At 60.7% G+C, this 22933-nt stretch carries 21 protein-coding genes; 5 read left to right on the top strand and 16 right to left on the bottom strand.

What is annotated here, in order from left to right; genetic code table 11:
* Nucleotides 1–309: 309 nt before the first annotated feature.
* The 4 genes from BLV47_RS05560 to BLV47_RS36840 all read right to left on the bottom strand — a co-directional run bounded on the left by BLV47_RS05560 (nucleotide 310) and on the right by BLV47_RS36840 (nucleotide 3579).
* Complete coding sequence (locus BLV47_RS05560) at nucleotides 310–888, bottom strand: glutathione S-transferase family protein (RefSeq protein WP_244168844.1); 579 nt, start codon at nucleotides 886–888, stop codon at nucleotides 310–312.
* The gene (gene istB, locus BLV47_RS05555) at nucleotides 885–1634 is read right to left on the bottom strand and encodes an IS21-like element IS1474 family helper ATPase IstB (RefSeq protein ID WP_062838242.1); all 750 of its coding nucleotides are present in this window, start codon (nucleotides 1632–1634) and stop codon (nucleotides 885–887) included. The genes BLV47_RS05560 and istB overlap by 4 nt, the downstream gene beginning before the upstream one ends.
* On the bottom strand, nucleotides 1522–3207 hold the full coding sequence (gene istA, locus BLV47_RS05550) for an IS21 family transposase (protein WP_062838241.1): 1686 nt from the start codon (nucleotides 3205–3207) through the stop codon (nucleotides 1522–1524). The genes istB and istA overlap by 113 nt, the downstream gene beginning before the upstream one ends.
* A gap of 186 nt (nucleotides 3208–3393) precedes the next feature.
* Nucleotides 3394–3579, bottom strand: a complete 186-nt coding sequence (locus tag BLV47_RS36840; protein ID WP_143038243.1) for a thioredoxin domain-containing protein — start codon at nucleotides 3577–3579, stop codon at nucleotides 3394–3396.
* A 259-nt stretch (nucleotides 3580–3838) separates the two neighbouring features.
* Here BLV47_RS36840 and BLV47_RS05540 point away from each other — a divergent pair, with 259 nt between their 5' ends.
* Entirely contained in the window at nucleotides 3839–4552 is a 714-nt protein-coding gene (locus tag BLV47_RS05540) for a helix-turn-helix transcriptional regulator (RefSeq protein ID WP_092310818.1), read from the top strand.
* A gap of 217 nt (nucleotides 4553–4769) precedes the next feature.
* On the opposite strand, the gene BLV47_RS35265 is transcribed toward BLV47_RS05540, so the two are convergent.
* The 5 genes from BLV47_RS35265 to BLV47_RS05520 form a co-directional block, all read right to left on the bottom strand.
* Nucleotides 4770–5093, bottom strand: coding sequence for a hypothetical protein (locus BLV47_RS35265; RefSeq protein ID WP_143038242.1), 324 nt, complete (start codon nucleotides 5091–5093; stop codon nucleotides 4770–4772).
* Nucleotides 5094–5494: 401 nt separating this feature from the next.
* Nucleotides 5495–7072: a glutamine-hydrolyzing GMP synthase gene (gene guaA, locus BLV47_RS05535; protein WP_092310815.1), complete on the bottom strand. Its 1578-nt coding sequence runs from the start codon at nucleotides 7070–7072 to the stop codon at nucleotides 5495–5497.
* A gap of 104 nt (nucleotides 7073–7176) precedes the next feature.
* A complete protein-coding gene (gene guaB / locus BLV47_RS05530) occupies nucleotides 7177–8646 on the bottom strand; it encodes an IMP dehydrogenase (RefSeq protein WP_092310812.1) in 1470 nt (489 codons plus the stop codon).
* Nucleotides 8647–8762: 116 nt separating this feature from the next.
* Nucleotides 8763–9311 (bottom strand): sugar ABC transporter ATPase, encoded by a 549-nt coding sequence (locus BLV47_RS05525; RefSeq protein WP_092310809.1) that lies wholly within the window; start codon nucleotides 9309–9311, stop codon nucleotides 8763–8765.
* Nucleotides 9312–9443: 132 nt separating this feature from the next.
* The gene (locus BLV47_RS05520) at nucleotides 9444–10214 is read right to left on the bottom strand and encodes a sulfite exporter TauE/SafE family protein (RefSeq protein WP_092310806.1); all 771 of its coding nucleotides are present in this window, start codon (nucleotides 10212–10214) and stop codon (nucleotides 9444–9446) included.
* Between the two features lie 102 nt (nucleotides 10215–10316).
* Between BLV47_RS05520 and BLV47_RS05515 the strand changes: the two genes are divergently transcribed.
* The 4 genes from BLV47_RS05515 to leuA all read left to right on the top strand — a co-directional run bounded on the left by BLV47_RS05515 (nucleotide 10317) and on the right by leuA (nucleotide 15501).
* Nucleotides 10317–11264, top strand: a complete 948-nt coding sequence (locus tag BLV47_RS05515) for a LysR family transcriptional regulator (protein WP_092310804.1) — start codon at nucleotides 10317–10319, stop codon at nucleotides 11262–11264.
* Nucleotides 11261–12640: an exodeoxyribonuclease VII large subunit gene (gene xseA / locus BLV47_RS05510; protein ID WP_092310801.1), complete on the top strand. Its 1380-nt coding sequence runs from the start codon at nucleotides 11261–11263 to the stop codon at nucleotides 12638–12640. Before BLV47_RS05515 ends, xseA begins: the two co-directional genes overlap by 4 nt.
* Before the next feature lie 3 nt (nucleotides 12641–12643).
* Entirely contained in the window at nucleotides 12644–13465 is an 822-nt protein-coding gene (locus BLV47_RS05505) for a M23 family metallopeptidase (protein ID WP_092310798.1), read from the top strand.
* 356 nt (nucleotides 13466–13821) lie between these two features.
* Complete coding sequence (leuA, locus tag BLV47_RS05495) at nucleotides 13822–15501, top strand: 2-isopropylmalate synthase (protein ID WP_092310795.1); 1680 nt, start codon at nucleotides 13822–13824, stop codon at nucleotides 15499–15501.
* A gap of 94 nt (nucleotides 15502–15595) precedes the next feature.
* Here leuA and BLV47_RS05490 read toward each other — a convergent pair whose 3' ends face one another.
* The 7 genes from BLV47_RS05490 to hisS all read right to left on the bottom strand — a co-directional run bounded on the left by BLV47_RS05490 (nucleotide 15596) and on the right by hisS (nucleotide 22924).
* A complete protein-coding gene (locus BLV47_RS05490; RefSeq protein ID WP_092310792.1) occupies nucleotides 15596–15997 on the bottom strand; it encodes a hypothetical protein in 402 nt (133 codons plus the stop codon).
* A gap of 94 nt (nucleotides 15998–16091) precedes the next feature.
* Nucleotides 16092–16883 (bottom strand): amidohydrolase, encoded by a 792-nt coding sequence (locus BLV47_RS05485; protein ID WP_092317052.1) that lies wholly within the window; start codon nucleotides 16881–16883, stop codon nucleotides 16092–16094.
* Nucleotides 16871–18019, bottom strand: a complete 1149-nt coding sequence (locus BLV47_RS05480; RefSeq protein ID WP_092310789.1) for a pyridoxal phosphate-dependent aminotransferase — start codon at nucleotides 18017–18019, stop codon at nucleotides 16871–16873. Before BLV47_RS05480 ends, BLV47_RS05485 begins: the two co-directional genes overlap by 13 nt.
* A gap of 175 nt (nucleotides 18020–18194) precedes the next feature.
* Nucleotides 18195–19667, bottom strand: coding sequence for a ribosome biogenesis GTPase Der (gene der / locus BLV47_RS05475; protein ID WP_016968329.1), 1473 nt, complete (start codon nucleotides 19665–19667; stop codon nucleotides 18195–18197).
* A gap of 141 nt (nucleotides 19668–19808) precedes the next feature.
* Nucleotides 19809–20960 (bottom strand): outer membrane protein assembly factor BamB, encoded by a 1152-nt coding sequence (bamB, locus tag BLV47_RS05470; protein WP_092310786.1) that lies wholly within the window; start codon nucleotides 20958–20960, stop codon nucleotides 19809–19811.
* Entirely contained in the window at nucleotides 20953–21594 is a 642-nt protein-coding gene (locus tag BLV47_RS05465) for a tetratricopeptide repeat protein (protein ID WP_092310783.1), read from the bottom strand. The genes bamB and BLV47_RS05465 overlap by 8 nt, the downstream gene beginning before the upstream one ends.
* A gap of 40 nt (nucleotides 21595–21634) precedes the next feature.
* On the bottom strand, nucleotides 21635–22924 hold the full coding sequence (hisS, locus tag BLV47_RS05460; protein WP_016968332.1) for a histidine--tRNA ligase: 1290 nt from the start codon (nucleotides 22922–22924) through the stop codon (nucleotides 21635–21637).
* Nucleotides 22925–22933 lie beyond the last annotated feature (9 nt).

Here is a 22933-nt window from a genome sequence, read left to right as displayed (position 1 = left end):
TCAAACAACAAAACCCGCATTGGCGGGTTTTGTTGTTCGAGGCTGACGGTGAAACACCTGAGCGTCTGGCGATCTCACCTGCCTAACTGAATACCACTGTGACCATAGACTTCATCAGAGCGCTCCAGTTTCCAATCAGCGCCAATAGAGATGGCCACCAAACTACGCCCCTTAGTTATTCCGATTTTCATCTGAGGAAAAGTTTTGGAATTCCCAACAAGCCCGTCTCAATGTTTTTATTCGGAGCAATTGTTTTAAAAGGCTAAGTTCGCTGCGAGTGGGGGACTCGTGGGAGCTTCCACTCTTTCGTTACTGAACATCTGCCTGCGTCTTTTTCCAGGAGTCGAGCGCCTGAACCTGCTTTAGCCATCGCTGGAGGTTGGGCCGACCTTCCATTGGTAGTTTGGCGCTGTGTTGGTCAGCTAAGGGGGCGGCAATCGCGAGATCGGCCAGTGACAAACCGGTGTCGCAAATCCACTCGCGATCTCCAAGGTGTTCATCAAGGATCTTCGCTGCATCGAGGAAAAGGCTCTCGCCACGAGCCACCTCAAGCGGATCCGCCGGGCCGATCCCGATCATTTTTTTGATCGAGTTTTCCCAATTCAGTATCGCCACACCCGGCATGAAATATTGCCCACACCAGAACAGCCAGCGATTGATATCCGCGCGACTCCGTGGGCTGATGGGATAAATTGTTTGATCAGCAACCATATCCGCCAAGTACTGCATGATTGCATATGACTCCCAGAGTACGAACCCGTCATGCTCTAGCACCGGAACCCGATGATTCGTGCGGATTTCGGTGAACGTGACCGAGCGTTTCGCTAATACGTGACCGGTGCTTCCACCCCGGTTGCGCGGGTTCTGGATTGTAATCGCATCGGTCACGATGCGGCTTGTTCCTCGGCTTTTTTTCGGCGCAGCGACTCGCCTTTCATCGTCAGTCGGTAGGCGTTGTGCACCAGGCGGTCGAGGATGGCATCGGCCAGGGTCGGGTCGTTGATCCAGCCGTGCCAGTGCTCGATGGGCAGTTGGCTCGTCAGGATGGTGGAGCGGCTGCCAGCGCGGTCGTCGATCACCTCCAGCAGGTCATGCCGGGCTCCTTCCTCCAGCGGGGCTAGCGCCCAGTCGTCCAGCACCAGGACGTCGACCTTTGCCAGCTGTTGCAGGGTACGGCCGAAGCTGCCGTCGCCATGAGCGATGCGCAGTTGTTCCAGCAGGCGCGGGGTGCGCAGGTACAGGGTGCTATAGCCCTGGCGGCAGGCCTGGTTGCCCAGGGCGCAGGCCAGCCAGGTTTTGCCGGCACCGGTCGGGCCGGTCAGCAGCAGGTTGTGCTGCTGGCGGATCCAGTCGCCACTGGCCAGGGTGGCGATCAGACGCTCGTCCAGGGCGCGTCCGGTGCGGCGGTCGAGATCTTCCAGGCAGGCGTTGGCGTACTTGAGCTTGGCCTTCTTGCGCAGCCGTACCAGGCGCTGGTTGTCACGCCAGGCCAGTTCGCGGTCGAGCAGTAGGCCGAGGCGTTCATCGAAGCTCAGGCTGTGGCTGGCCGGCAGCGTCCATTGCTCTTCCAGGGCGCGGGCCATGCCGTCCAGGCGTAGCTGGTGCAGTTGATTCAGGGTGTGTTGCGGCATCATCGAACAGCTCCTGTTGCGGGGGTTGGTAGTAGTCGGCGCCACGGACGTTCTCGTGGTCGCCGGGTAAGGTCGTTTCGGCGGCACGCTGGGGCAGCGGCTGTTGATCCAGGCCTTGCTGGAGCAGGTTGCGCACGCTGCGCCCGGTGAAGGCGCGCAGGTGTACGGCACGTTCGGCAGCGGCTTCCAGGCGTGCATTGCCATAGCGCCGGGCCAGCGAGAGCAGGCCGAGGCAGGCGCGGTAGCCCATCTCCGGGTGCGGCTTGTGGGTCAGTTGGTGATCGATCAGTTGGCGCGTGTAGGGGCCGATCCGCGCGCCCCAGTCGAGCAGGCGTTGTGGCGTCCATTCGCGATGCGCCTGGTGCGCCGCGGGCATGTGCTCGCGCTGGGTACTGTAAGCGCCGCGTCGCCCCAGCAGCAGGTGGCTGGCCACCCGCCGGTTGCCATGCAGCACTTCCAGGGTGTGTGCCGTCAGTCGCACGTCCACGTTCTGCCGGGCCAGGGCGGAGGGCACGCTGTAGAAGCTGCCATTGACCTCGATGTGGTAGTCGATGCTGACCTTGCAGCGCTTGAAGGTGGCGACCTCGTAGGGATGCACCGGCAGCGCTCGCAAGGCCGGGCGATCCAGGCGCTCGAACCAGTCGCGCCGGCAGCCATCGAGCCGCTTGAACGGGCGCCGATTCAGATCCTCCAGCAGCTCGGCGATGGCCTGGTTAAGCGCATGCAGGCTGAAGAACTGCCGATGGCGCAGCCGCGCCATGATCCAGCGCTCGACCACCTGCACCGCCACCTCGGCCTTGGCCTTGTCCTGAGGCTTGCGTGGCCGTGCCGGCAGGATCACCGTCTGGTAATGACGCGCGCACTCCAGCGTGGCCCGGTTCAGGCCCGGCTCGTAGCGATCCGGCTGGGCGACCAGGGCGCGCGGATTGTCCGGCACAACCATTTCCGGCACGCCGCCAAAGTAGGTCAGAGCCTGGCCCAGCGAGGTCAGCCAGTCCACCTGGGTTTCGCCTGGCGTCGCGCAGGCATAGGTGTAATTCGAGGCGCCCAGGGCGGCGACGAAGATGTGCGCCCGGCGCACTTCGCCGGTGGCCGGGTCGACCACCGGCAGCGTCGGCCCGGCATAGTCGATGAATAGCTTCTCGCCCGCACGGTGCAGCTGACGCATCGAACGTTTGAGCGTCTGGGCGTAGCGCCGGTAGTGCTCGACGAACTGGGTGTAGCGGTAGGTCGGCTGGCCCGCATGCGCGGCGAGATATTCCTCCCACAGCAGCTGCAAGGTCACGCCCTTGCGTCGCAACTCGCGGTGGATGCTCAGCACATCGGGCAGCACTCGCTCACCGCGCGGCTTGTTCGTCGACGTCGGTGCAAACAAGGCGGCCGCCAGCGCGGCCTCGTCCATGGCCACCAGCGCCGGCCAGTCCAGCCCGGCCACCCGCGCCGCCGCGATGTACTTGCTAACCACGCCCTTGGACAGCTGCAAGGCACGGGCAATCTTCTCGTGGGACAAGCCGGCCTCAAACTTGAGGCGCAGACATTCTTTGATGTTTCGCATGGCTACTCGCGGCGCCGCCATCTTCCTCTCCCGAAATCGGTCGAGGATGGCGGCGCATCAGGTCATGCGCAACGAAGGGGAAGGCTTTCGCTAAGTCGTGACCGGCGATTTCGGTAAGCCGTGACCACCTGTTTCGGAACAGGCGGAAAATCGGTCACGTTGCTACCGAAATGAGCGGTCACGCGTTAGCGAAATGACCGGTCACGATCAACCGAAACGGCCGGTCACGGTGCTCCGAAATCCGCAATTCGGATTTAGCTTCAAAAATTCAGGAGTGTTTTGCTGACCCTTGACTAGATCGACGAGTACGAGATCGAGTTGGATCCCGAGGCAGTGGGCCGTCATCAGAACTCGGCGCGAGCAGGTCGAAATGGGATGGTAATAAAGACGCATGACGTAAACTCCTTAGTTAGTGAGCGACGCGGTCATTGTCGCCCTGCATGCTGACAGAAAGTGGCAGTAGTGATGCAGGTGCACGGCCGCTTGCACTCTCATGGGCGCGGACGCCAAGAAAAAACTTCCCATAAAGTATCCCCCCATATTGCCAAGTAACTTGGCCTACAAGCTCACCCATCGGTTGATGGCGAATTCTTTGATTTACTGTCAATTTATGACAGCATCTTATTAAGATCACAGCACTTCAGAAACGCTCATGTCTCGCACCGAAAGATTGTTCGATCTGCTTCAGACCCTACGCGGGCATCGCTTTCCAGTGACTGGCAGTCATTTGGCAAAGGAGCTGGGGGTAAGCCTTCGTACGCTGTACAGAGATATTGCAACCCTTCAAGGACAAGGGGCCAACATCGAAGGAGAGCCAGGGCTTGGCTACGTTTTACGCCCTGGCTTTATGCTTCCGCCATTGATGTTTACCGAGGAAGAAATTGAAGCCCTTGTCTTGGGCTCGCGCTGGGTATCGGAGCGTGCTGACCTGCAACTGAGTAGTGCGGCAAAGGGAGCGCTGTCGAAAATAGCGTCTGTTTTGCCCCAAGACTTGCGAACGTCACTGGATACCAATTCATTGATGGTCGGAAAAAGTAACCACGCCGAAATAGAGGCAATCGACCTGTCTAATATTCGAAAGGCCATTCGAATTGAGCATAAGATACAGATCCAGTATCTCGACCTGAAGGGTAGTCGTTCCGAGAGAACCATTTGGCCAGTTGCACTAGGTTACTTTGACCATGTTCGAATGCTCGCTGGATGGTGTGAACTCAGACAAGAGTTCCGTCACTTTAGAACGGACCGCATTTCGGCTTTGACAATCAGCCCCGGGCGCTATCCGCGTCGCCGGCAGGTTTTGCTTAAAGAATGGCGCGAGGCGGACATTTTTCAGCGACATCGAAGCCCACCCCAGCACTTGTCTTAGCCCGCGCTACTTGGCGTTTTATGAGGTACTCCATCTATAAGTAGTAGCGCATTCAATTATCATGCAATCAGACTAAGTTTGACTGTTGATTCAGATTCAGTCGCATAAAACTAAACGCCCAAGGTGAAGTAGAAGTGGCGTATTACTATGTGTTGAATGCAACTGGCGGATCCTGCACGCACAGGATTCGCCAGCCTTTTGCGGTGCATCCGAGAAATTACGCTTTAGTGTTTATGATCTCGCCGGTTATCTGCCCGTTACCATTCACGACACCAGACGTTGGCGCCGCTGTGCTTGCGGGTTGAGGGTGGTGATGGTGCTTTTGCATCAAGCGCTGCGCCTGACGATCACCATGCCCCGCCTCTTGAGCGGTTTGCGCGGCAGTCTCAGTAGCTTCTTTCAGTGCGGCTGCGACATCGCTGGCCGCGCCAGTGGTAGTAGAGGTCGTTTCCTGATTTGCTTTCGCCTGGGGCTGACTTTGGGTGGAACTTAGCCCATTGATAGTCACTGGATTTGAAGTTGATACGGCTCCGATGGACATAGGTAAAACCTCATTGAGTAGATTGCACGCGCGTTCTTAGTCATTACTATTACGTCAACATTACCCATCAAGCCCCGCGATCAGGACTGTTTTGCCAGCCTCCTCGATATCAACCCATGGCGGCGCCCAGAGTAGGCATCCAATTGTCTGACCTCTGTCGAATCGATGTGAAAGCTTCGTGGTATTCAGTGACGATAGTTGTTAAGTGACCTGGGAAAAAGCCACGCAAGGTGCATTGGGCGGACGCTTACTGTCATGGCGACCGCTTGCCACATCAATAAGGCGCCTAGCGATGCGCGACGCTGCCAGGATTGACCAGCCCCAGAAAGCCAAAAGCCCGCAATTACGCGGGCTTCAGGGTGTTTCTTGCTAGAGAGTACCGGTCAATACCGGACGCCCAATCATTCCCACTCAATCGTTGCCGGCGGTTTGCTCGACACGTCGTAGGTGACGCGGGAGATGCCTTCGATTTCGTTGATGATCCGGCCGCTGACGGTTTCCAGCAGCTCGTAAGGCAGGTGCGCCCAACGCGCGGTCATGAAGTCGATGGTTTCCACGGCGCGCAGGGCCACGACCCAGGCGTAACGACGACCATCGCCCACCACGCCCACCGATTTCACCGGCTGGAACACCACGAATGCCTGGCTGACCTTGTGGTACCAGTCGGCCTTGCGCAGTTCTTCGATGAAGATGTGGTCGGCGCGACGCAGCAGGTCGGCGTATTCCTTCTTAACCTCACCGAGGATGCGCACGCCCAGGCCCGGGCCCGGGAACGGGTGACGGTAGACCATGTCGTACGGCAGGCCCAGCTCCAGGCCCAGACGGCGGACTTCGTCCTTGAACAGCTCGCGCAGCGGCTCGACCAGCTTGAGGTTCATTTCTTCCGGCAGGCCACCCACGTTGTGGTGCGACTTGATCACGTGGGCCTTGCCGCTTTTCGCGCCAGCCGACTCGATCACGTCCGGGTAGATGGTGCCCTGGGCCAGGTACTTGATGTTTTCCAGCTTGCAGGACTCGGCATCGAACACGTCGATGAAGGTGCGGCCGATGATCTTGCGCTTCTTCTCCGGGTCGGACTCACCGGCCAGGTTGCTGAGGAACTGCTCCTCGGCATTGGCACGGATCACCTTGACGCCCATGTTCTCGGCGAACATGGCCATCACTTGCTCGCCTTCGTGCAGACGCAGCAGGCCGTTGTCGACGAAGACGCAGGTCAGCTGGTCGCCGATGGCCTTGTGCAGCAGGGCCGCCACCACCGAGGAGTCGACACCACCGGACAGGCCCAACAGAACGTTGTCGGTGCCGACCTGGGCGCGGATCTGGGCAATGGCGTCTTCGGCGATCTTCGACGGGGTCCACAGCGCTTCGCAACCGCAGATGTCGAGGATGAAGCGCGACAGGATGCGACCGCCCTGCTTGGTGTGGGTCACTTCCGGGTGGAACTGCACGCCGTAGTAACGCAGGTCGTCATTGAACATGCCGGCAATCGGGCAGCTCGGGGTGCTGGCCAGGATGTGGAAGTCCTTGGGCATCTTGGTGACCTTGTCACCGTGGCTCATCCACACATCAAGACCGAACAGGCCATCGGCGTCGACGTGGTCTTCGATGCCGTCCAGCAGGCGGCTCTTGCCCACCACGTCAACCCGGGCGTAACCGAATTCGCGCAGGTCGGAACCTTCGACCTTGCCGCCCATTTGCTCGGCCATGGTCTGCATGCCATAGCAGATGCCGAAGACCGGAACGCCCAGGTCGAACACCGCTTGCGGGCAGCGAGGGCTGTTGGCTTCGTGCACGGACTCGGGACCGCCGGCGAGGATGACGCCCTTGGGCGCGAATTCGCGGATCGCTGCGTCGTCCATGTCGAACGGATGCAGTTCGCAGTAAACCCCAATCTCGCGCACGCGGCGGGCGATCAGTTGGGTGTACTGGGAACCGAAGTCGAGGATCAGGATACGGTGGGCGTGAATGTCGAGGGCCATGGTCAGTCTCGTCTAATTTCAGAAACGACACGGGGCTGAAAAACACAGCCCCGGTTACTAAATTCGTCAATCGCCCCCAGGCCTGGACCTGGAGGCGATCACTATCAACCTACGCGATAGTTTGGCGCTTCCTTGGTGATCTGCACGTCATGGACGTGGGATTCAGCCATGCCGGCGCCGGTGATGCGGACAAACTCCGGCTTGGTGCGCATTTCTTCGATGTTGGCGCTACCGGTGTAGCCCATGGAAGAACGCAGGCCACCCATCAGTTGATGGATGATCGCGGTCAGGGTGCCCTTGTACGGCACGCGACCTTCGATGCCTTCCGGCACCAGCTTCTCGGCACCTGCGGAGGAGTCCTGGAAGTAGCGGTCGGAAGAGCCCTGGGCCTGGGACATGGCGCCCAGGGAACCCATGCCACGGTAGGCCTTGTAGGAACGGCCCTGGAACAGTTCGATCTCGCCCGGAGCCTCTTCGGTACCGGCGAACATCGAACCCATCATCACGCAAGACGCACCGGCCACGATGGCCTTGGACAGGTCACCGGAGAAGCGGATGCCGCCGTCGGCGATCAGCGGAACGCCAGTACCGACCAGTGCCGCTGCAACATTGGCAATGGCGCTGATTTGCGGCACGCCCACACCGGCAACGATACGGGTGGTGCAGATCGAGCCAGGGCCGATACCGACCTTGACGGCGTCGGCACCGGCTTCGACCAGAGCCTTGGCGGCAGCGCCGGTGGCGATGTTGCCGCCGATCACCTGCACTTCAGGGAAGTTCTCCTTGACCCAGCGAACGCGGTCGATCACACCTTTGGAGTGACCGTGGGCGGTGTCCACCACCACCACGTCGACACCCGCGTTGACCAGCGCAGCAACGCGATCGCCGGTGTCTTTACCCGTACCGACCGCCGCGCCTACACGCAGACGACCTTGATCGTCCTTGCTGGCCAGTGGGTAAGCCTTGGCTTTCTCGATGTCGTTGACGGTCATCATGCCCTTGAGGGTGAAGGCGTCGTCGACGATCAGTACGCGCTCGATGCGGTGCTTGTGCAGCAGTTCACGGACGGCGGTCTTGTCGGCGCCTTCCTTGACGGTGACCAGACGCTCTTTAGGCGTCATCACTTCACGAACGCTGACTTCCAGGCGGCTTTCGAAACGCACGTCGCGGGAAGTCACGATGCCCACCAGATCGCCGTTGTGCAGCACTGGCACACCGGAGATGTTGTGCATGTTGGTCAGATCGAGCAGGTCACGCACGGTGGCGTCGGCTTCGATGGTGATGGGGTCTTTGACCACACCGGCTTCGAAACGCTTGACCTTGCGCACTTCAGCAGCTTGCTGCTCGATGGTCATGTTCTTGTGGATGATGCCGATGCCACCTTCCTGAGCCATGGCGATTGCCAGACGGGCTTCAGTGACGGTGTCCATGGCGGCGGAAACCAGTGGAATATTCAGCTCGATGCCACGGGTCAAACGGGTCTTTAGACTGACTTCATTCGGCAGTACTTCGGAATAACCGGGCACTAGGAGAATGTCGTCGAAGGTGAGGGCTTCTTGGCTGATACGCAGCATCGCGGGGGCTCCCGGGCGGGAAAATGGAAGCGCGCCATTATACTCAGACACCTACCCGGGCTCAATGTAAAACTCTGGCTAATATCGCCGGAGTGATAGATGGGGACATCCTGCCCCTACAACTCGACCTTCACCCAACTCACCGGCTGATCCAGCCAGTCGGCGAACTCGTCGATAAAACTCTGTTTGAACCCCGCCTCGGCCCAGTTATTGAAGATAAAACCCAAGTTGGAAAAACCACACTCCTGAAGGAACAGGAAACCGTTGATGTCATCTTCATGACCGCATTCAGGGCAAATGAAGTTATCGGTACGACCGGGCATCCACTCTTCCAGGCTTTCGAACAGCGCTTCACCGATTTCCTGTCGGCATTCGGCGCAGCCTGCTTCTTCTAGAAAGCCCTTGGCCGGGGTATAGATGCAGCGCTTGGTAATGATCTCCAGGCCGTTGATCGGCTCGCCAAAAGGCAGCGCCTCCGGACGCAGCACCACCTCCCGTGCCCCCGGCGCAATCGCATGGCCCATGCGGTTGCCGGTGCGCCCGCAAGTGCTCAGGGTTTCCTCGACAATGTTCTTGCGCACCAGCCAGCGCACGATGGCCCGGGCCCGGGGCTCGTGCACCGGCAGGGTGGAAATTTTCGGGACGAGGATGCTTTGCGAGTTCATGGATAAGCCTGAAACGTGCTGGGACAGTACGAACGCGTTCGCCGGCAAGCCGGCTCCTACCGTCAATTGTAGGAGCCGGCTTGCCGGCGAATGAATATGCAGGCCCGCAGCTTAATCCCTGAACCCCGCAGGTCAAGTACTCAGGTAGCGCCCGATCAAGGCCACGCCACTGGCCAGCACCAGCCAGGTCACCAGGCGTACAAAAGCCTCCCGAGACAACCTCATGGTCAAGCGCCGGCCCACCCACAAGCCCAACGCCATCGACGGCAACAAACACCCAGCCAACAGCAGCAGCGGCAACTCGGCATACACCCCGGCCAGGGCGAACAGGCTCAGACGCACCACGGTGCTGCAACTGATCAAGGCACTCTGGGTAGCCCGTGCCGGGTCCTTGGGCAAACGGCTGTTCAGGTAAATGGCGTATAGAAAGCCGCCACTCCCGAACAATGCGCCAAACATTCCCCCCACGACTCCCATCGGCACTGCCCAGCCGGCCGCCAGTTGAGTCGGACGCACCTTCACCCACAAGCTGTATATGGCGTAGGCACTGATAAACAGCCCCATTAATAGAAGCAGCAGATCGGACTTGAGGTTGAGCAGGAAAATCACCCCCAAGGTGCAGCCCAACGCCATGCAGGGCAGCAGGCGCAACAGCTCCGGCCTGGCCACGTCCTTTCGCGACGGCAACAGGTTGCCGAAAGCCGCGACAAAATCGAGCAGCACCAACAGCGGCACAATCTTCGACAACGGCATGAACAGGATCAGCACCGGTCCCGCCACCAGCGCCGTGCCGAAACCGGCAATGCCAAACACGATGTACGCCAGCGCGATGCCCAGGCCGACCGCCAACCAGGCACCCGGGCCAAACGACCACTGATTCAACCCCTCGATGATCACGCTCATCACTGCGACTTCCCCAACTAGATCAGCAAAGACTTTAGCCAGCGGCGAGCCTTGCGACTAATATCGTCAAGGCCTTCAACCCATCGCAAAAAGGCATGCCTTGTGATTTCAACCCGTCAACTGCGCTACTTCGTGGAAATCGCCGAGAGCGGTAGCTTCAGCGCTGCAGCAGAACGCCTATTCGTTGCCCAGTCAGCCCTCAGCCGACAGATCAAGGAACTGGAAGGCCAGCTGCAAACCCCACTGTTCCAACGTACCGCCCGCCAGCCTCGGCTGACCGCCGCTGGTGAAGCCTTCTTGCCCAAGGCCCGCAACTTGCTGAGCGAACTGCACAAGGCCGCGGAACTGGCCAGCCAAGTCGGCCAGGGGCAACTGGGTACGCTGCGCCTCAGTCATTCAAGCACCGTGCCCATGAGCGGTCGCCTGCTGCGGGGTATCAGCCAGTATCTGCAAGCGTGCCCCGGAGCTTCGATGGACATCGTCAAGCTGTCATCCGAGGCGCAGTTGCAAGAACTCGCCGAAGGCCGCCTGGATGCCGGCCTGCTACGCCTGCCGGTGCTGCGCCAACGAGAGGGAGTGCAAATCGTGCCCTTGTTCAGTGAACCCCTGCTGCTGGCCGTGCCGCCGCAGCATCCCCTGGCCGTTGATCCACCGGCCCAGGGGGTGGCGCTGGCGCAACTGCGCGATGAAGCCTTTATCTCCATCCCCCATCCCCAGCGTGGGGGCTTGAGCTATCTGTCGGCCGAGCTGTGCATGCGCCAGGGCTTCTTTCCCAAGGCTGCGCGGGTGATGTCACGCAAGACCACCCAGTTGCAGTTGATCCAGGCCGGTTTCGGCGTTGCCCTGCTGCCCGAATCGATGCAGGACATCGCCCCGTCCAGTGTGCGTTTCCTGCCTCTGGCCGATAGCGATTGCCAGAGCTGCGTCGCCCTCGCCTATCGGCAAGACCCTACGCCGCTGGTGGCACAGTTTGTCGAACAACTGCGCAATCATTGGCAATCGAATTGCGTTGTTCCATGGACTGACAGCCCCTTAAACTGCGCCCCATGATTAAAGATCCCTTTGCACGACTCGGCCTGGACCGCGAGGTCCTCACTGTCACCCAGCTCAACGGCCGCGCCCGGGTGCTGCTCGAAGACGTGTTCAGCAACATCTGGGTCGAAGGCGAGATCTCCAACCTCGCTCGCCCGGCTTCCGGCCATGTCTACTTCACCCTCAAGGACAGCGGCGCCCAGGTGCGTTGCGCGCTGTTCCGGCAGAATGCCGCGCGGGTCCGCCAGGCGCTGAAGGACGGCCTGGCGGTCAAGGTCCGGGGCAAGGTTTCGCTGTTCGAAGGGCGCGGCGACTATCAGCTGATCCTCGACACCGTGGAGCCAGCCGGTGACGGCGCCCTGCGCCTGGCCTTCGATGCACTCAAGGAAAAGCTCAGCGCCGAAGGCCTGTTCAGCGCCGAACGCAAGGTGCCGCTGCCAGCTCATCCGCAACGCATCGGCATCATCAGCTCGCCTACCGGCGCGGTGATTCGCGACATCATCAGCGTGTTCCGCCGCCGGGCACCGCAGGTTGTACTGACGCTGATCCCCACGGCCGTGCAGGGCCGCGAAGCCACGGCGCAAATCGTCCGCGCCCTGCAACTGGCCGATGCCCGGGGCTTCGACGCGCTGATCCTGGCCCGTGGTGGCGGCTCGCTGGAAGACCTCTGGTGCTTCAACGAAGAAGCCGTGGCCCGGGCAGTGGATGCCTGCGTAACGCCGATCGTCAGCGCCGTCGGCCATGAAACCGACGTCTCCATCAGTGATTTCGTGGCCGATGTCCGCGCGCCAACGCCTTCCGCAGCCGCCGAATTGCTGGCCCCGGACTCCAGCGACCTGCAACGCCGGGTCGAGAGCCTGCAGCGGCGCCTGGTGATGCGCATGCGCGACCGCCTGATGCGCGACCGCTTGCGCCTGGATGGCCTGGCCAGGCGTCTGCGCCATCCCGGCGAACGCCTGCGCCAGCAAGCACAACGCCTGGATGATCTGGACATGCGCCTGCGCCGGGCCTTCGAACGCAGCCTCAACACCCGTCGCGAACGCTTGATCCGCCTGGAAACCCGTCTCGGTGCCCAGCACCCAGGTCGACAATTGGCGCTGCTGCGCCAGCGTCTGGACAGCCTGGCCACACGGCTGCCCCGCGCCATGCGCGAGGGCCTCAAGGCTCGCCGCCTGCAATTGCACAGCCAGATGCAGACCCTGCATGTGGTCAGCCCCCTGGCCACCCTGGGCCGCGGCTACAGCATCCTGCTGGACGATCGTGGCCAGGCCATTCGCAATGCCGCCCAGACCCGCAATGGCCAGCGCCTCACCGCCCGCCTGGGCGAAGGCGAGTTGCAAGTGCGGGTCGAAGACAACCACCTGACGCCTGTCACCCTTTCTCTACTGGATTGATCCATGCCGCGTTTTCTCTGCTCCCTGTTGCTGCTGTGCCTGGCCTTCAACGCTCACGCCGACAGCTACATCACCCGCCTGTTGAACAAACCTGTGCCCGGTGGCGTCGCGGTGGTCAACCTGGGTAATGCCGCCCAGGCGCCCAAGGCCAGCTACCAGGGCAAACCGGTGCTGGTGGTCAAGGAGCAGAACGACTGGCTGGCGATCGTCGGCATCCCGCTGACGGTCAAGCCCGGTCCTCAGCAGATCAGCGCCGGTAACCGCAGCCTGAATTTCCTGGTGGGCAGCAAGAAATACCCCGAGCAGCACATCACCTTGAAGAACCAGCGTCAGGTCAATCCGAACCCCGCAGACCTGAAACGCATCGATGGCGAACTGGCGGAGCAGATTCGCGCCTACCGCAGCTTCAGCCACAACACCCCGAGCAACCTGCTGCTGGACAAGCCGGTTAACGGACCGCTGTCGAGCAAGTTCGGCGTGCGGCGTTTCTTCAACGGCGAAGAGCGCAATCCTCACGCCGGGCTGGACTTCGCCGTACCGGCAGGCACGCCGATCAAGACCCCGGCGGCGGGCAAGGTGATCCTGATCGGCAACTACTTTTTCAACGGCAATACGGTGTTCGTCGACCACGGCCAGGGCTTTATCAGCATGTTCTGCCACATGTCGAAAATCGATGTGAAGGTCGGCCAGTCGCTGGCTCGCGGGGCAGTAGTGGGCAAGGTCGGATCGACCGGACGCGCCACGGGTCCGCATATGCACTGGAACGTCAGCCTGAACGATGCGCGGGTCGATCCGGCAATCTTTATCGGGGCGTTTCAGCCCTGATTCCAAGCCTTTACCGCCGACAGACTGGCCACAACGAGGATTGCGCAGGCCAGAATGATCGCGCAATCCTTAGTATTCTTTTAAAGAATAGGCAGCATAAAATCTCGATATAGCTTCCATTTCGAGTATTCCTCTCAATTTTTTTCGACTGCTTGCCATCTCTCATCCCAGTGGTTAGGGTTGAGCGCATGAAAACCTCTCACACCCTCATTCAGCGTCGTCAACACCGGAGCCTCTGCCTCGTCAGCGCACGACTGCCAGGCTGAATCGCGGTGCCTCATCCCCCTGCGTCAACACTGCACTCTTGACTCACCGGCAGGCCGCCTCTTTTCGGCCCGGACCATAAGGATTTCTCCATGACCATGCTCAAAGACCCATCCTCCAAATACCGCGCGTTCCCGACCATCAACTTGCCGGACCGCACCTGGCCGTCGAAGACCATCACCCGCGCGCCGATCTGGTGCAGCTCGGACCTGCGTGATGGCAACCAGTCGCTGATCGAGCCGATGGATGCGGTCAAGAAGCTGCGCTTCTGGAAAACCCTGGTGGCCGTGGGCGTGAAGGAAATCGAGGCTTCGTTCCCTGCCGCTTCGCAAACCGACTTCGACTTCGTGCGTACCCTGATCGAAGGCGGCCACATCCCGGACGACACCACCATCCAGGTGCTGACCCAGGCCCGTGAAGACCTGATTGCCCGTACCTTCGAATCCTTGCGTGGGGCGAAGAAAGCCATCGTCCACCTGTACAACGCCACCAGCCCGTCGTTCCGCCGCATCGTCTTCAACCAGGACAAGGCCGGGGTGAAGGAAATCGCAGTCAATGCCGCCAAGCTGTTCGTCAAATACGCCGCTCAGCAGCCGGAAACCCAGTGGCAGTTCGAGTACTCGCCAGAGACTTTCAGCGCCACCGAGCTGGAGTTTGCCAAGGAAGTCTGCGACGCCGTGGTGGAAGTCTGGAACGCCACCCCGACCAACAAGGTGATCCTCAACCTGCCGGCCACCGTTGAAGTGGCGACACCAAACATCTACGCCGACCAGATCGAGTGGTTCTGCCGCCACATCAACCGTCGCGACAGTGTGCTCATCAGCCTGCACACCCACAACGACCGTGGTACCGGCGTGGCCGCCACCGAGTTGGGCCTGATGGCCGGCGCCGACCGTGTCGAAGGCTGCCTGTTCGGCAACGGCGAACGGACCGGCAACGTCGACCTGGTCACCGTGGCCTTGAACCTCTATACCCAGGGCGTCGACCCGGAGCTGGACTTTTCCGATATCGACGGCGTGCGCAAAGTGGTGGAAGAGTGCAACCAGATTGCCGTGCACCCACGTCACCCCTATGTCGGTGACCTGGTCCACACCGCCTTCTCCGGCTCCCACCAGGACGCGATTCGCAAGGGCTTCGCCCAACAGCAAGCCGACGCTTTGTGGGAAGTGCCGTACTTGCCGATTGACCCGGCCGATATCGGTCGCAGCTACGAGGCGGTCATCCGCGTCAACAGCCAGTCGGGCAAGGGCGGTATCGCCTACCTGCTGGAGCAGGAATACGGCATCAGCTTGCCGCGCCGCATGCAGATCGAATTCAGCCAGGTGGTCCAGCGGGAAACCGACCGCCTGGGCCTGGAAATGACCGCCCAGCAGATTCACGCGCTGTTGCACAGCGAGTACTTGCAGGCCAACACCCCGTACGCGCTGGTCAGCCATCGCCTGCAGGAAGAGAACGGCCACAGCGCCGTGGAAGTGGAAGTGTCGAGCAAGGGCCAGGGCGAAACCAACCTGCACTGGCGCGGCAAGGGCAACGGCGCCCTCGAAGCGCTGGTGGCCGGCTTGCCGGTGCCAGTGGAGATCATGGACTACAACGAACACGCCATCGGTGCGGGAACCAATGCCAAGGCGGCGGCCTACATCGAACTGCGGGTCAACGGTGAGCGTGCGGTGCACGGTGTGGGCATCGACGAAAACATCACCACGGCCAGCTTCAAGGCGCTGTTCAGTGCTCTGAATCGCTCCCTGAGCGAGCAGGAAGCCAAGGCGGCTTAACAGCAGCAATACAAAAAGGCCCCGAGGAGCTCACTTCCTCGGGGCCTTTTTGTTTTCAGCGTCACAAGCCAGAGACTGTGGACTTGCCGTCAGCTCAGGCATGCACATCAACGCTGAACATGGCCTGCACCAAAGCGGCTTGCAGTACCTGCAAGGTGCTATTGGTCACGGCAATCTGCGCCTGGACTTCCATCATCTGCTGGGCTTTCTGTTGGTCACTGGCCTGCCCTTTCTGCACATTGGCCAGTTGTGCCTGCTGTTCGGTCAGGGTTTTCTGGGTCTGCTCGATCTGTTTCTGCAGAGCCTTGACCTGATCACCACCCGCCGTGACCGCATCGATGTTGGCATCGCCAGCGTCGACCCGCAGCTCCTTGCCCTGGCCGTCCTGGCTTTCTTTCGCTGGTGCCAAAGGGCTGGAACCTTCAGCTTCAGCCGATGCGGTTTTGGGAGCAGACAAGGGATAAGGATTGGCGATGCTGGCGGTAATGGTGGTCATGATTGATTCCTCCTGGACTGTTCCGGCTATCGGCCTTCATCCTTGACGCTTGATATGCGCAATATGTAAAAAATTGTGCAGTACTTAAGCGATCCTAGGTGAACGTGAAGGTATCAGCGTCGAGATTCGCCGGGAAACGTGCACGATAGGCGGCCAGCTCCCCTGCGCTCAGACACACCTGGAACACCCCATCGGCCTCCCCGGCGCTGAGCAGGGTTTCACCCTGGTAGTCCAGTACCTGACTGTCCCCGGTATAGACAAAGCCTTTGCCGTCAGTGCCCACCCGGTTCACCGCCGCGACGTAGCAGAGGTTTTCAATGGCCCGGGCCGGCAGCAGGCGATTCCAGTGCAGGCGCCGGGCCCCCGGCCAGTTGGCGGTGTAGAGCAGCAGATCGGTGTCCTGTGCGTCTCGGCTCCACACCGGGAAACGCAGGTCATAGCAGATCAATGGGCGAATACGCCATCCCTTGAGCTCGAACTGCACCTGCCGCTCGCCCGGCGTGTAGTGGTTGTGCTCGCCGGCCATGCGAAAGAGATGACGCTTGTCGTAGTGCCAGACCTCACCGTCAGGGCGCGCCCAGAGCAAGCGATTCCGGTGGCTGCCATCCGCAGCCTGGATGATCACGCTGCCAGTAATCACCGCATCCAGTTTTTTCGCCTGGATACGCAACCATTTGCTGGTCGGTCCATTCTCCGCTTCCGCAAGGGTCGCGGACTCCATGGAAAATCCGGTGGTGAACATCTCCGGCAGGATGATCAGGTCAGCACCGCGGGCCTGCTCCAGCAACTGCTCAAAGTGTTCGAAGTTGGCCTGGCGGTCATGCCAGGCCAGGGTGGTCTGAATCAACGCCAGATTCAGATTGGGTAATGCACTCAGATCACGCATAGCTTCTCCGCTGCCTGACGCAGCGTCTCCTCGCGTTTGGCGAAACACAGTCGTACCAGACGCTGCCCCTGGGGCGGCTGCTGATAGAACACCGACACCGGAATGGCGGCCACGCCATGTTCGCGGGTCATCCATTTCGCCATGTCGACGTCATTCAAGTCCGGACGAATCTGCGCATAGTCCACCAGTTGAAAGTAAGTACCGGCCACCCGGGTGAAGCTGAAACGCGAAGCGCTCAGCAAGTCGCAGAACAGATCACGCTTGGCCTGATAGAAGGCTGGCAATTGCTCGACATGTTCCGGGCACTGGGCCATGAAATCCGCCAGAGCGTACTGCAAAGGAGTCACGCCGCAGAAGCTGACATATTGATGCACCTTGCGCAGCTCGGCGCTCAAGGCCGGTGGCGCCACGACATAACCGGTCTTCCAGCCGGTCACGTGATAGGTCTTGCCGAAGGAACTGACGACGAAGGCACGTTTATACAGCTCCTCGTGGGCCAACACGCTGACATGGGGCACACCGTCAAACACCAGATGCTCATACACCTCATCGCTGACCAGATAGATGTCGCGATCACGGATCAGGGCCGCCAGCTGATCCAGCTCGGCACGGCTGATCAAGGCACCACTGGGGTTGTGCGGCGTGTTGAGGATGATCATCCGCGTACGCGGACTCAAGGCTTCAGCAAGCCGCTGCCAGTCGATGGCAAAGTCCTCGAGCCCCAGTTGCACATGCACACAGCGACCGCCGGCCAGCTCCACCGCCGGCTCATAACTGTCGTAGCAAGGATCGAAAACGATGACCTCGTCGCCACGCTGAATCACCGCCTGGATGGCACAGAAAATGGCCTGGGTAGCGCCCGGAGTGATGGTCACTTCGCTGTCGGCATTGACCTCGACGCCATAGCTGCGAGCGATTTTCGCCGCCACCTGTTGGCGCAGAGCCGGCAAACCGGTCATGGGGGCGTATTGGTTGTGGCCATTGGCAATATGCCGGCCTACCGCGTCGCGCAAGGCCTGGGGGCCGTCGAAATCAGGAAAACCCTGGGACAGGTTGAGCGCTCCGGTTTCCACCGCGAGCTGGGACATTTGCGTGAAGATGGTGGTGCCGACATGCGGCAGCTTACTGGTGATCATGAGGGTTCCCTGCTGAACACCCGGCTCTACGGCGGCGCGGGAGGTCCCGAGAATAGCCCAAAGCGCGGCGATTAAAAAAGGGGACCCAAGGTCCCCTTCTTCAGTCGCCGCTGCAAGCTGCAAGACTTCGCCAGCCTCGCTTGAAGCTCGCCACTTGCCGCTCGCAACTGCTCTTTTAGCGCTTGTCGCGGCGCTTCTTGTCAGCCTTCTTGTGGTGCGACATCAAACGACGCTTCTTGTTGACCTGGCGGTCGGTCAGCGTGTTCTTGTTGCCTTCGTACGGGTTCTCGCCACCTTTGAACTCGATGCGAATCGGCGTGCCCACCAGCTTCAATACCCGGCGATAGGTGTTTTCCAGGTAGCGAACGTAGGACTTCGGCACCTTCTCCACCTGGTTGCCGTGAATCACGATCAGCGGCGGGTTGGCACCGCCCAAGTGGGCGTAGCGCAGCTTGATCCGACGGTTGTTGACCATGGGCGGCGCGTGCTCGCCAACGGCGTCTTCGAGGATCTGGGTCAGGCGGCTGGTCGGCCAGCGGGTGACCGCCGACTTGAACGAGTTCTGCACCGACTGGTAGAGGTTGCCCACGCCCGTGCCGTGCAGTGCCGAGATGAAGTGGATATCGGCGAAGTCGACGAAGAACAACCGGCGTTGCAGCTCGGTCTTCACGTAGTCGCGCTCGCTCGGCTGCATGCCGTCCCACTTGTTCAGGGCGATCACCAAGGCCCGACCGGCTTCCAGGGCAAAGCCCAGCAGGTTCAGGTCGTGATCCACCACGCCTTCGCGGGCGTCCATGACGAAGATCACCACGTTGGCGTCCTTGATCGCCTGCAGGGTTTTGACCACCGAGAATTTTTCGACTTCCTCATGGATCTTGCCGCGCTTGCGCACGCCGGCGGTGTCGATCAGCGTGTACTTCTCGTCGTTGCGCTCGAACGGGATGTAGATGCTGTCGCGAGTGGTGCCGGGCTGGTCATAGACGATGACCCGATCTTCACCGAGCATGCGGTTGACCAGGGTCGACTTGCCGACGTTGGGACGCCCGATGATGGCGATCTTGATCCCGTCCTTCTCGCTCGGACCCGGAATGCGCTTGGCTTCCTCGCCTTCGGCGACGATCTCTTCCTCGCCCTCCTCCGGCTCGTCGGCGTCATCCTTGGGGAATTCGCGCAGGGCGATTTCCAGCATCTGGGTGATGCCGCGACCATGGGCACCGGCGATCGGGATCGCATCGCCCATGCCCAATGGTGCGAACTCTGCGCGGGCCATGTCCGGGTCGATGTTGTCGACCTTGTTGGCGATCACGTAGGAGGTCTTGTTACGTTTGCGCAGGTGCTCGCCGATCATCTGGTCGGCCGCGGTAAACCCGGCCTTGGCGTCCACCAGGAACAGCACCACATCAGCTTCTTCAATGGCCAGCAGCGACTGCTCGGCCATCTTTTCATCCATGCCATGCTCGTCACCGGAAATACCACCGGTGTCGATCAGAATATAGGTACGCCCTTGCCACTTGGCCTCACCGTATTGGCGATCACGGGTCAGACCGGACAGGTCGCCGACAATGGCGTCGCGAGTCCGAGTCAGGCGGTTGAACAAGGTGGACTTGCCGACGTTAGGTCGGCCCACCAGGGCGATTACGGGAACCATGCGGCTCTCCACTGCGTTAATTGCGAAAATACAAAAGCCGCTGCGAGGCAGCGGCTGGTGCTCGGGGCAGCACCTTGACGTGCTGCGAACCTTGTCGAGACAAGGCCGCTTGGGGAATCAACCCCAAGCATAGTCAAACCATTACTTGATGGTCAGGGCTTCCAGTTTGCCGCTGTTGCCATACACATAAATCATGTCACCCACCACCAGCGGACGGGCGCGCAGGCCATCGCTGTCAATGCGCGTACGGCCGACGAAACGACCGTCAACCTGACTCAGCAGGTGCAGGTAACCTTCCAGGTCACCTACAGCCACGTAGCTGGAGAAGACTTCCGGTGCCGACAGTTGACGACGAGCCAGGGAGTCGTTGCTCCACAGGGCCGTGGTCGAACGCTCGTCCACGCCTTCCACGGTGCCCGAGGACAGGCTGACATAGACGCTGCCAAAACCTTGAGCCACGCCGGCATAGCTGGACGCATCACGCTGCCACAGCGGACGGCCGCTCTCCAGGTCCAGGGCAACCACACGCCCCTGGTAACTGGCGACATACAGCGTGCCACCGGACAGCAGCAGGCCGCCGTCGATGTCCACTACGCGATCCAGTTCGGAACGACCTTGTGGAATGGCGACGCGCTGCTCCCACACCGGCACGCCGTTGCGGATATCCAGGGCCACCACCTTACCAGTGGAAAGACCGGCCAGGGCCAGACGGTTGGTCGCCAAGGGGGCACTGGTGCCCCGCAGGGTCAGTACCGCCGGGGTGCTGTCGTACAGCCAGATCTGATGACCGGTGCTGGCTTCAAGGCCAATCACCCGATCATCCTGAGTCTGCACCACCACCACGTCACCGTTGGTGGCAGGCGGAGCCAGTACTTCACTGGTCACACGGGTACGCCACTTCTCTTCACCGCTGGAGGCATCCAGGGCAACCACTTCGCCTTTCAGGGTGCCGATCATGACCAGGCCATAACCCACGCCCACGGCGCCGGAAACAGGCAGTTCGAGATCTTTCTTCCATTTGACGTCGCCGTTCATGCGATCCATGGAAACCACCACACCGGTGACGTCGGCGGCATAGATGGTGTCACCATCGATGGCCGGTACCAGCATGTTGTAGGTTTCGCCCTGACCGTCACCGATCGAACGGCTCCACTGCTTCTGCAGGACCACTTCTTCTTTGAAGTCGACCAGCTCAGCCGGCGGCAGTTCTTTCTTGCTGTTGCTGCTGCAACCCGCGGCCAACAAGGCCAGAGCCAGCAATGCTGCATGTTTCCAACGGATCACGTCATGCATCCCCTTTGGCCAGGTCGTCCAGCTTGATTTGTAAGCCACCGACCGCCGCTTCATCCGAGAGCGCGGCCTTGGCTTTTTGATATGCCGCATGAGCTTCATCGACACGGCCCAACTGCACCAGCAGATCGCCCTTGAGCTCTTCACGGGTGGCCAGGAAGGCCTTGTCGGCATCGCCGTCGAGCAGTTTCAGGGCTTCGTCGGCCTTGTTCTGCGCCGCCAGCACCTGGGCCAGACGCTGACGCGCCACTTCACCCAAGGTCGGGTTCACCGGCTTGTCGGCGATGGCCTTCAGTTGCGCCGCTGCATCATCCAGCTTGCCGGTGTCTACCGCCACCTTGGCGACGAACAGGCTGCCGTACTGCGCGTAGGCGGTGCCGCCGAACTCGCTGTTGAGCTTGCCGGCCAGGTCCGCAACACGGGCGGCATCAGGCTTGCCATCCGGTGTCAGGGTGGTTTCCAGCAATTGCTGATAGAGCACCGAAGCGCCTTGCGACTGATTGTTCTGATACTTGTGCCAGGCCTGCCAGCCAAACACGATGACCAGAGCCAGCAGGCCGCCGGTCACCAGAGGTTTGCCGTTGCGCTGCCACCAGTCTTTCAATTCCGCCAGCTGTTCATCTTCGGTACTCGACACCCCAATACTCCTTATTCGCTAATTCGGCTGTTTGACAGCTTCAACCCTGCACGACGCAGGTGGCCAGGTGCGCCGCGAGCGCATCCCAGGCAATGCTTTGTTGTTCGCCCTGGCCACGCAGGGGTTTGAAACCTACCACTTGCTGGGCCAGCTCGTCGTCACCGAGGATCAGCGCGTACAACGCACCGCTCTTGTCGGCCTTCTTGAATTGGCTCTTGAAGCTGCCGGCACCGGCATTGATCTGCAGGCGCAGGTTCGGTAACTGGTCACGAACCCGTTCACTCAACGCCAGCGCGGCCAGTTCAGCCGCCTCACCGAAGGCGCAGAGATAAACGTCGACCTGACGCGAGATTTCTTCCGGGATCTGCTCCAGGGTTTCCAGCAGCAGCACCAGACGTTCGATCCCCATGGCGAAGCCAACACCCGGTGTAGGTTTGCCACCCATTTGCTCGACCAGTCCGTCGTAACGGCCGCCAGCACACACTGTGCCCTGGGCGCCGAGCTTGTCGGTGACCCATTCGAAAACGGTCTTGCTGTAGTAATCCAGCCCGCGCACCAGCTTCGGGTTGATCACATAAGGGATACCCGCGGCGTCCAGACGGGCCTTGAGCCCCTCGAAGTGCACACGGGATTCTTCGTCCAGGTAGTCGGCCAGCTTGGGCGCGTCCACCAGTACGGCTTGAGTGTCCGGATTCTTGGTATCAAGCACGCGCAGCGGATTGGTCTTCAGGCGACGCTGGCTGTCTTCGTCCAGCTTGTCCATGCGCGCCGACAGGAACGCCACCAATGCGTCGCGATAACGTGCGCGAGCCTCAGCAGTGCCCAGGCTGTTCAGTTCGAGCTTGACCGCATCACGGATGCCCAGCTCGCCCCACAGGCGCCAGGTCAGCACGATCAGCTCAGCATCAATGTCCGGACCGTCGAGGTTGAAAACCTCGCAACCGATCTGGTGGAACTGGCGATAACGGCCTTTCTGCGGGCGCTCGTGACGGAACATCGGGCCGATGTACCAGAGCTTCTGCACCTGGCCACCGCCAGTGATGCCGTGCTCGAGTACCGCGCGTACGCACGCCGCAGTGCCTTCCGGACGCAAGGTCAGGGAGTCGCCGTTGCGGTCTTCGAAGGTGTACATCTCTTTTTCGACGATGTCGGTCACTTCACCGATGGAGCGCTTGAACAGCTCGGTGAACTCGACGATCGGCATGCGGATCTGCTTGTAGCCGTAGTTATCCAGCAGACGCGCCACGGTGCCCTCGAAATAACGCCACAGGGGCGTCTGCTCGGGCAGGATGTCATTCATGCCACGAATGGCTTGCAGAGACTTGCTCACAAAAAATCC

It is taken from the genome of Pseudomonas saponiphila (assembly GCF_900105185.1).
Lineage (GTDB): Bacteria > Pseudomonadota > Gammaproteobacteria > Pseudomonadales > Pseudomonadaceae > Aquipseudomonas > Aquipseudomonas saponiphila.
Note: the sequence above shows the minus strand (reverse complement) of the source record. Positions and strands in the feature narration are given on the sequence as shown.

What these genes read in the sequence shown, in the direction of transcription:
- istB (WP_062838242.1), bottom strand. Translation starts at nt 1,634, where the DNA reads ATGATGCCGCAACACACCCTGAATCAACTGCACCAGCTACGCCTGGAC.
- istA (WP_062838241.1), bottom strand. Translation starts at nt 3,207, where the DNA reads ATGGCGGCGCCGCGAGTAGCCATGCGAAACATCAAAGAATGTCTGCGC.
- BLV47_RS36840 (WP_143038243.1), bottom strand. Translation starts at nt 3,579, where the DNA reads ATGCGTCTTTATTACCATCCCATTTCGACCTGCTCGCGCCGAGTTCTG.
- BLV47_RS05540 (WP_092310818.1), top strand. Translation starts at nt 3,839, where the DNA reads ATGTCTCGCACCGAAAGATTGTTCGATCTGCTTCAGACCCTACGCGGG.
- BLV47_RS35265 (WP_143038242.1), bottom strand. Translation starts at nt 5,093, where the DNA reads ATGTCCATCGGAGCCGTATCAACTTCAAATCCAGTGACTATCAATGGG.
- guaA (WP_092310815.1), bottom strand. Translation starts at nt 7,072, where the DNA reads ATGGCCCTCGACATTCACGCCCACCGTATCCTGATCCTCGACTTCGGT.
- guaB (WP_092310812.1), bottom strand. Translation starts at nt 8,646, where the DNA reads ATGCTGCGTATCAGCCAAGAAGCCCTCACCTTCGACGACATTCTCCTA.
- BLV47_RS05525 (WP_092310809.1), bottom strand. Translation starts at nt 9,311, where the DNA reads ATGAACTCGCAAAGCATCCTCGTCCCGAAAATTTCCACCCTGCCGGTG.
- BLV47_RS05520 (WP_092310806.1), bottom strand. Translation starts at nt 10,214, where the DNA reads ATGAGCGTGATCATCGAGGGGTTGAATCAGTGGTCGTTTGGCCCGGGT.
- xseA (WP_092310801.1), top strand. Translation starts at nt 11,261, where the DNA reads ATGATTAAAGATCCCTTTGCACGACTCGGCCTGGACCGCGAGGTCCTC.
- BLV47_RS05505 (WP_092310798.1), top strand. Translation starts at nt 12,644, where the DNA reads ATGCCGCGTTTTCTCTGCTCCCTGTTGCTGCTGTGCCTGGCCTTCAAC.
- leuA (WP_092310795.1), top strand. Translation starts at nt 13,822, where the DNA reads ATGACCATGCTCAAAGACCCATCCTCCAAATACCGCGCGTTCCCGACC.
- BLV47_RS05490 (WP_092310792.1), bottom strand. Translation starts at nt 15,997, where the DNA reads ATGACCACCATTACCGCCAGCATCGCCAATCCTTATCCCTTGTCTGCT.
- BLV47_RS05485 (WP_092317052.1), bottom strand. Translation starts at nt 16,883, where the DNA reads ATGCGTGATCTGAGTGCATTACCCAATCTGAATCTGGCGTTGATTCAG.
- BLV47_RS05480 (WP_092310789.1), bottom strand. Translation starts at nt 18,019, where the DNA reads ATGATCACCAGTAAGCTGCCGCATGTCGGCACCACCATCTTCACGCAA.
- der (WP_016968329.1), bottom strand. Translation starts at nt 19,667, where the DNA reads ATGGTTCCCGTAATCGCCCTGGTGGGCCGACCTAACGTCGGCAAGTCC.
- bamB (WP_092310786.1), bottom strand. Translation starts at nt 20,960, where the DNA reads ATGCATGACGTGATCCGTTGGAAACATGCAGCATTGCTGGCTCTGGCC.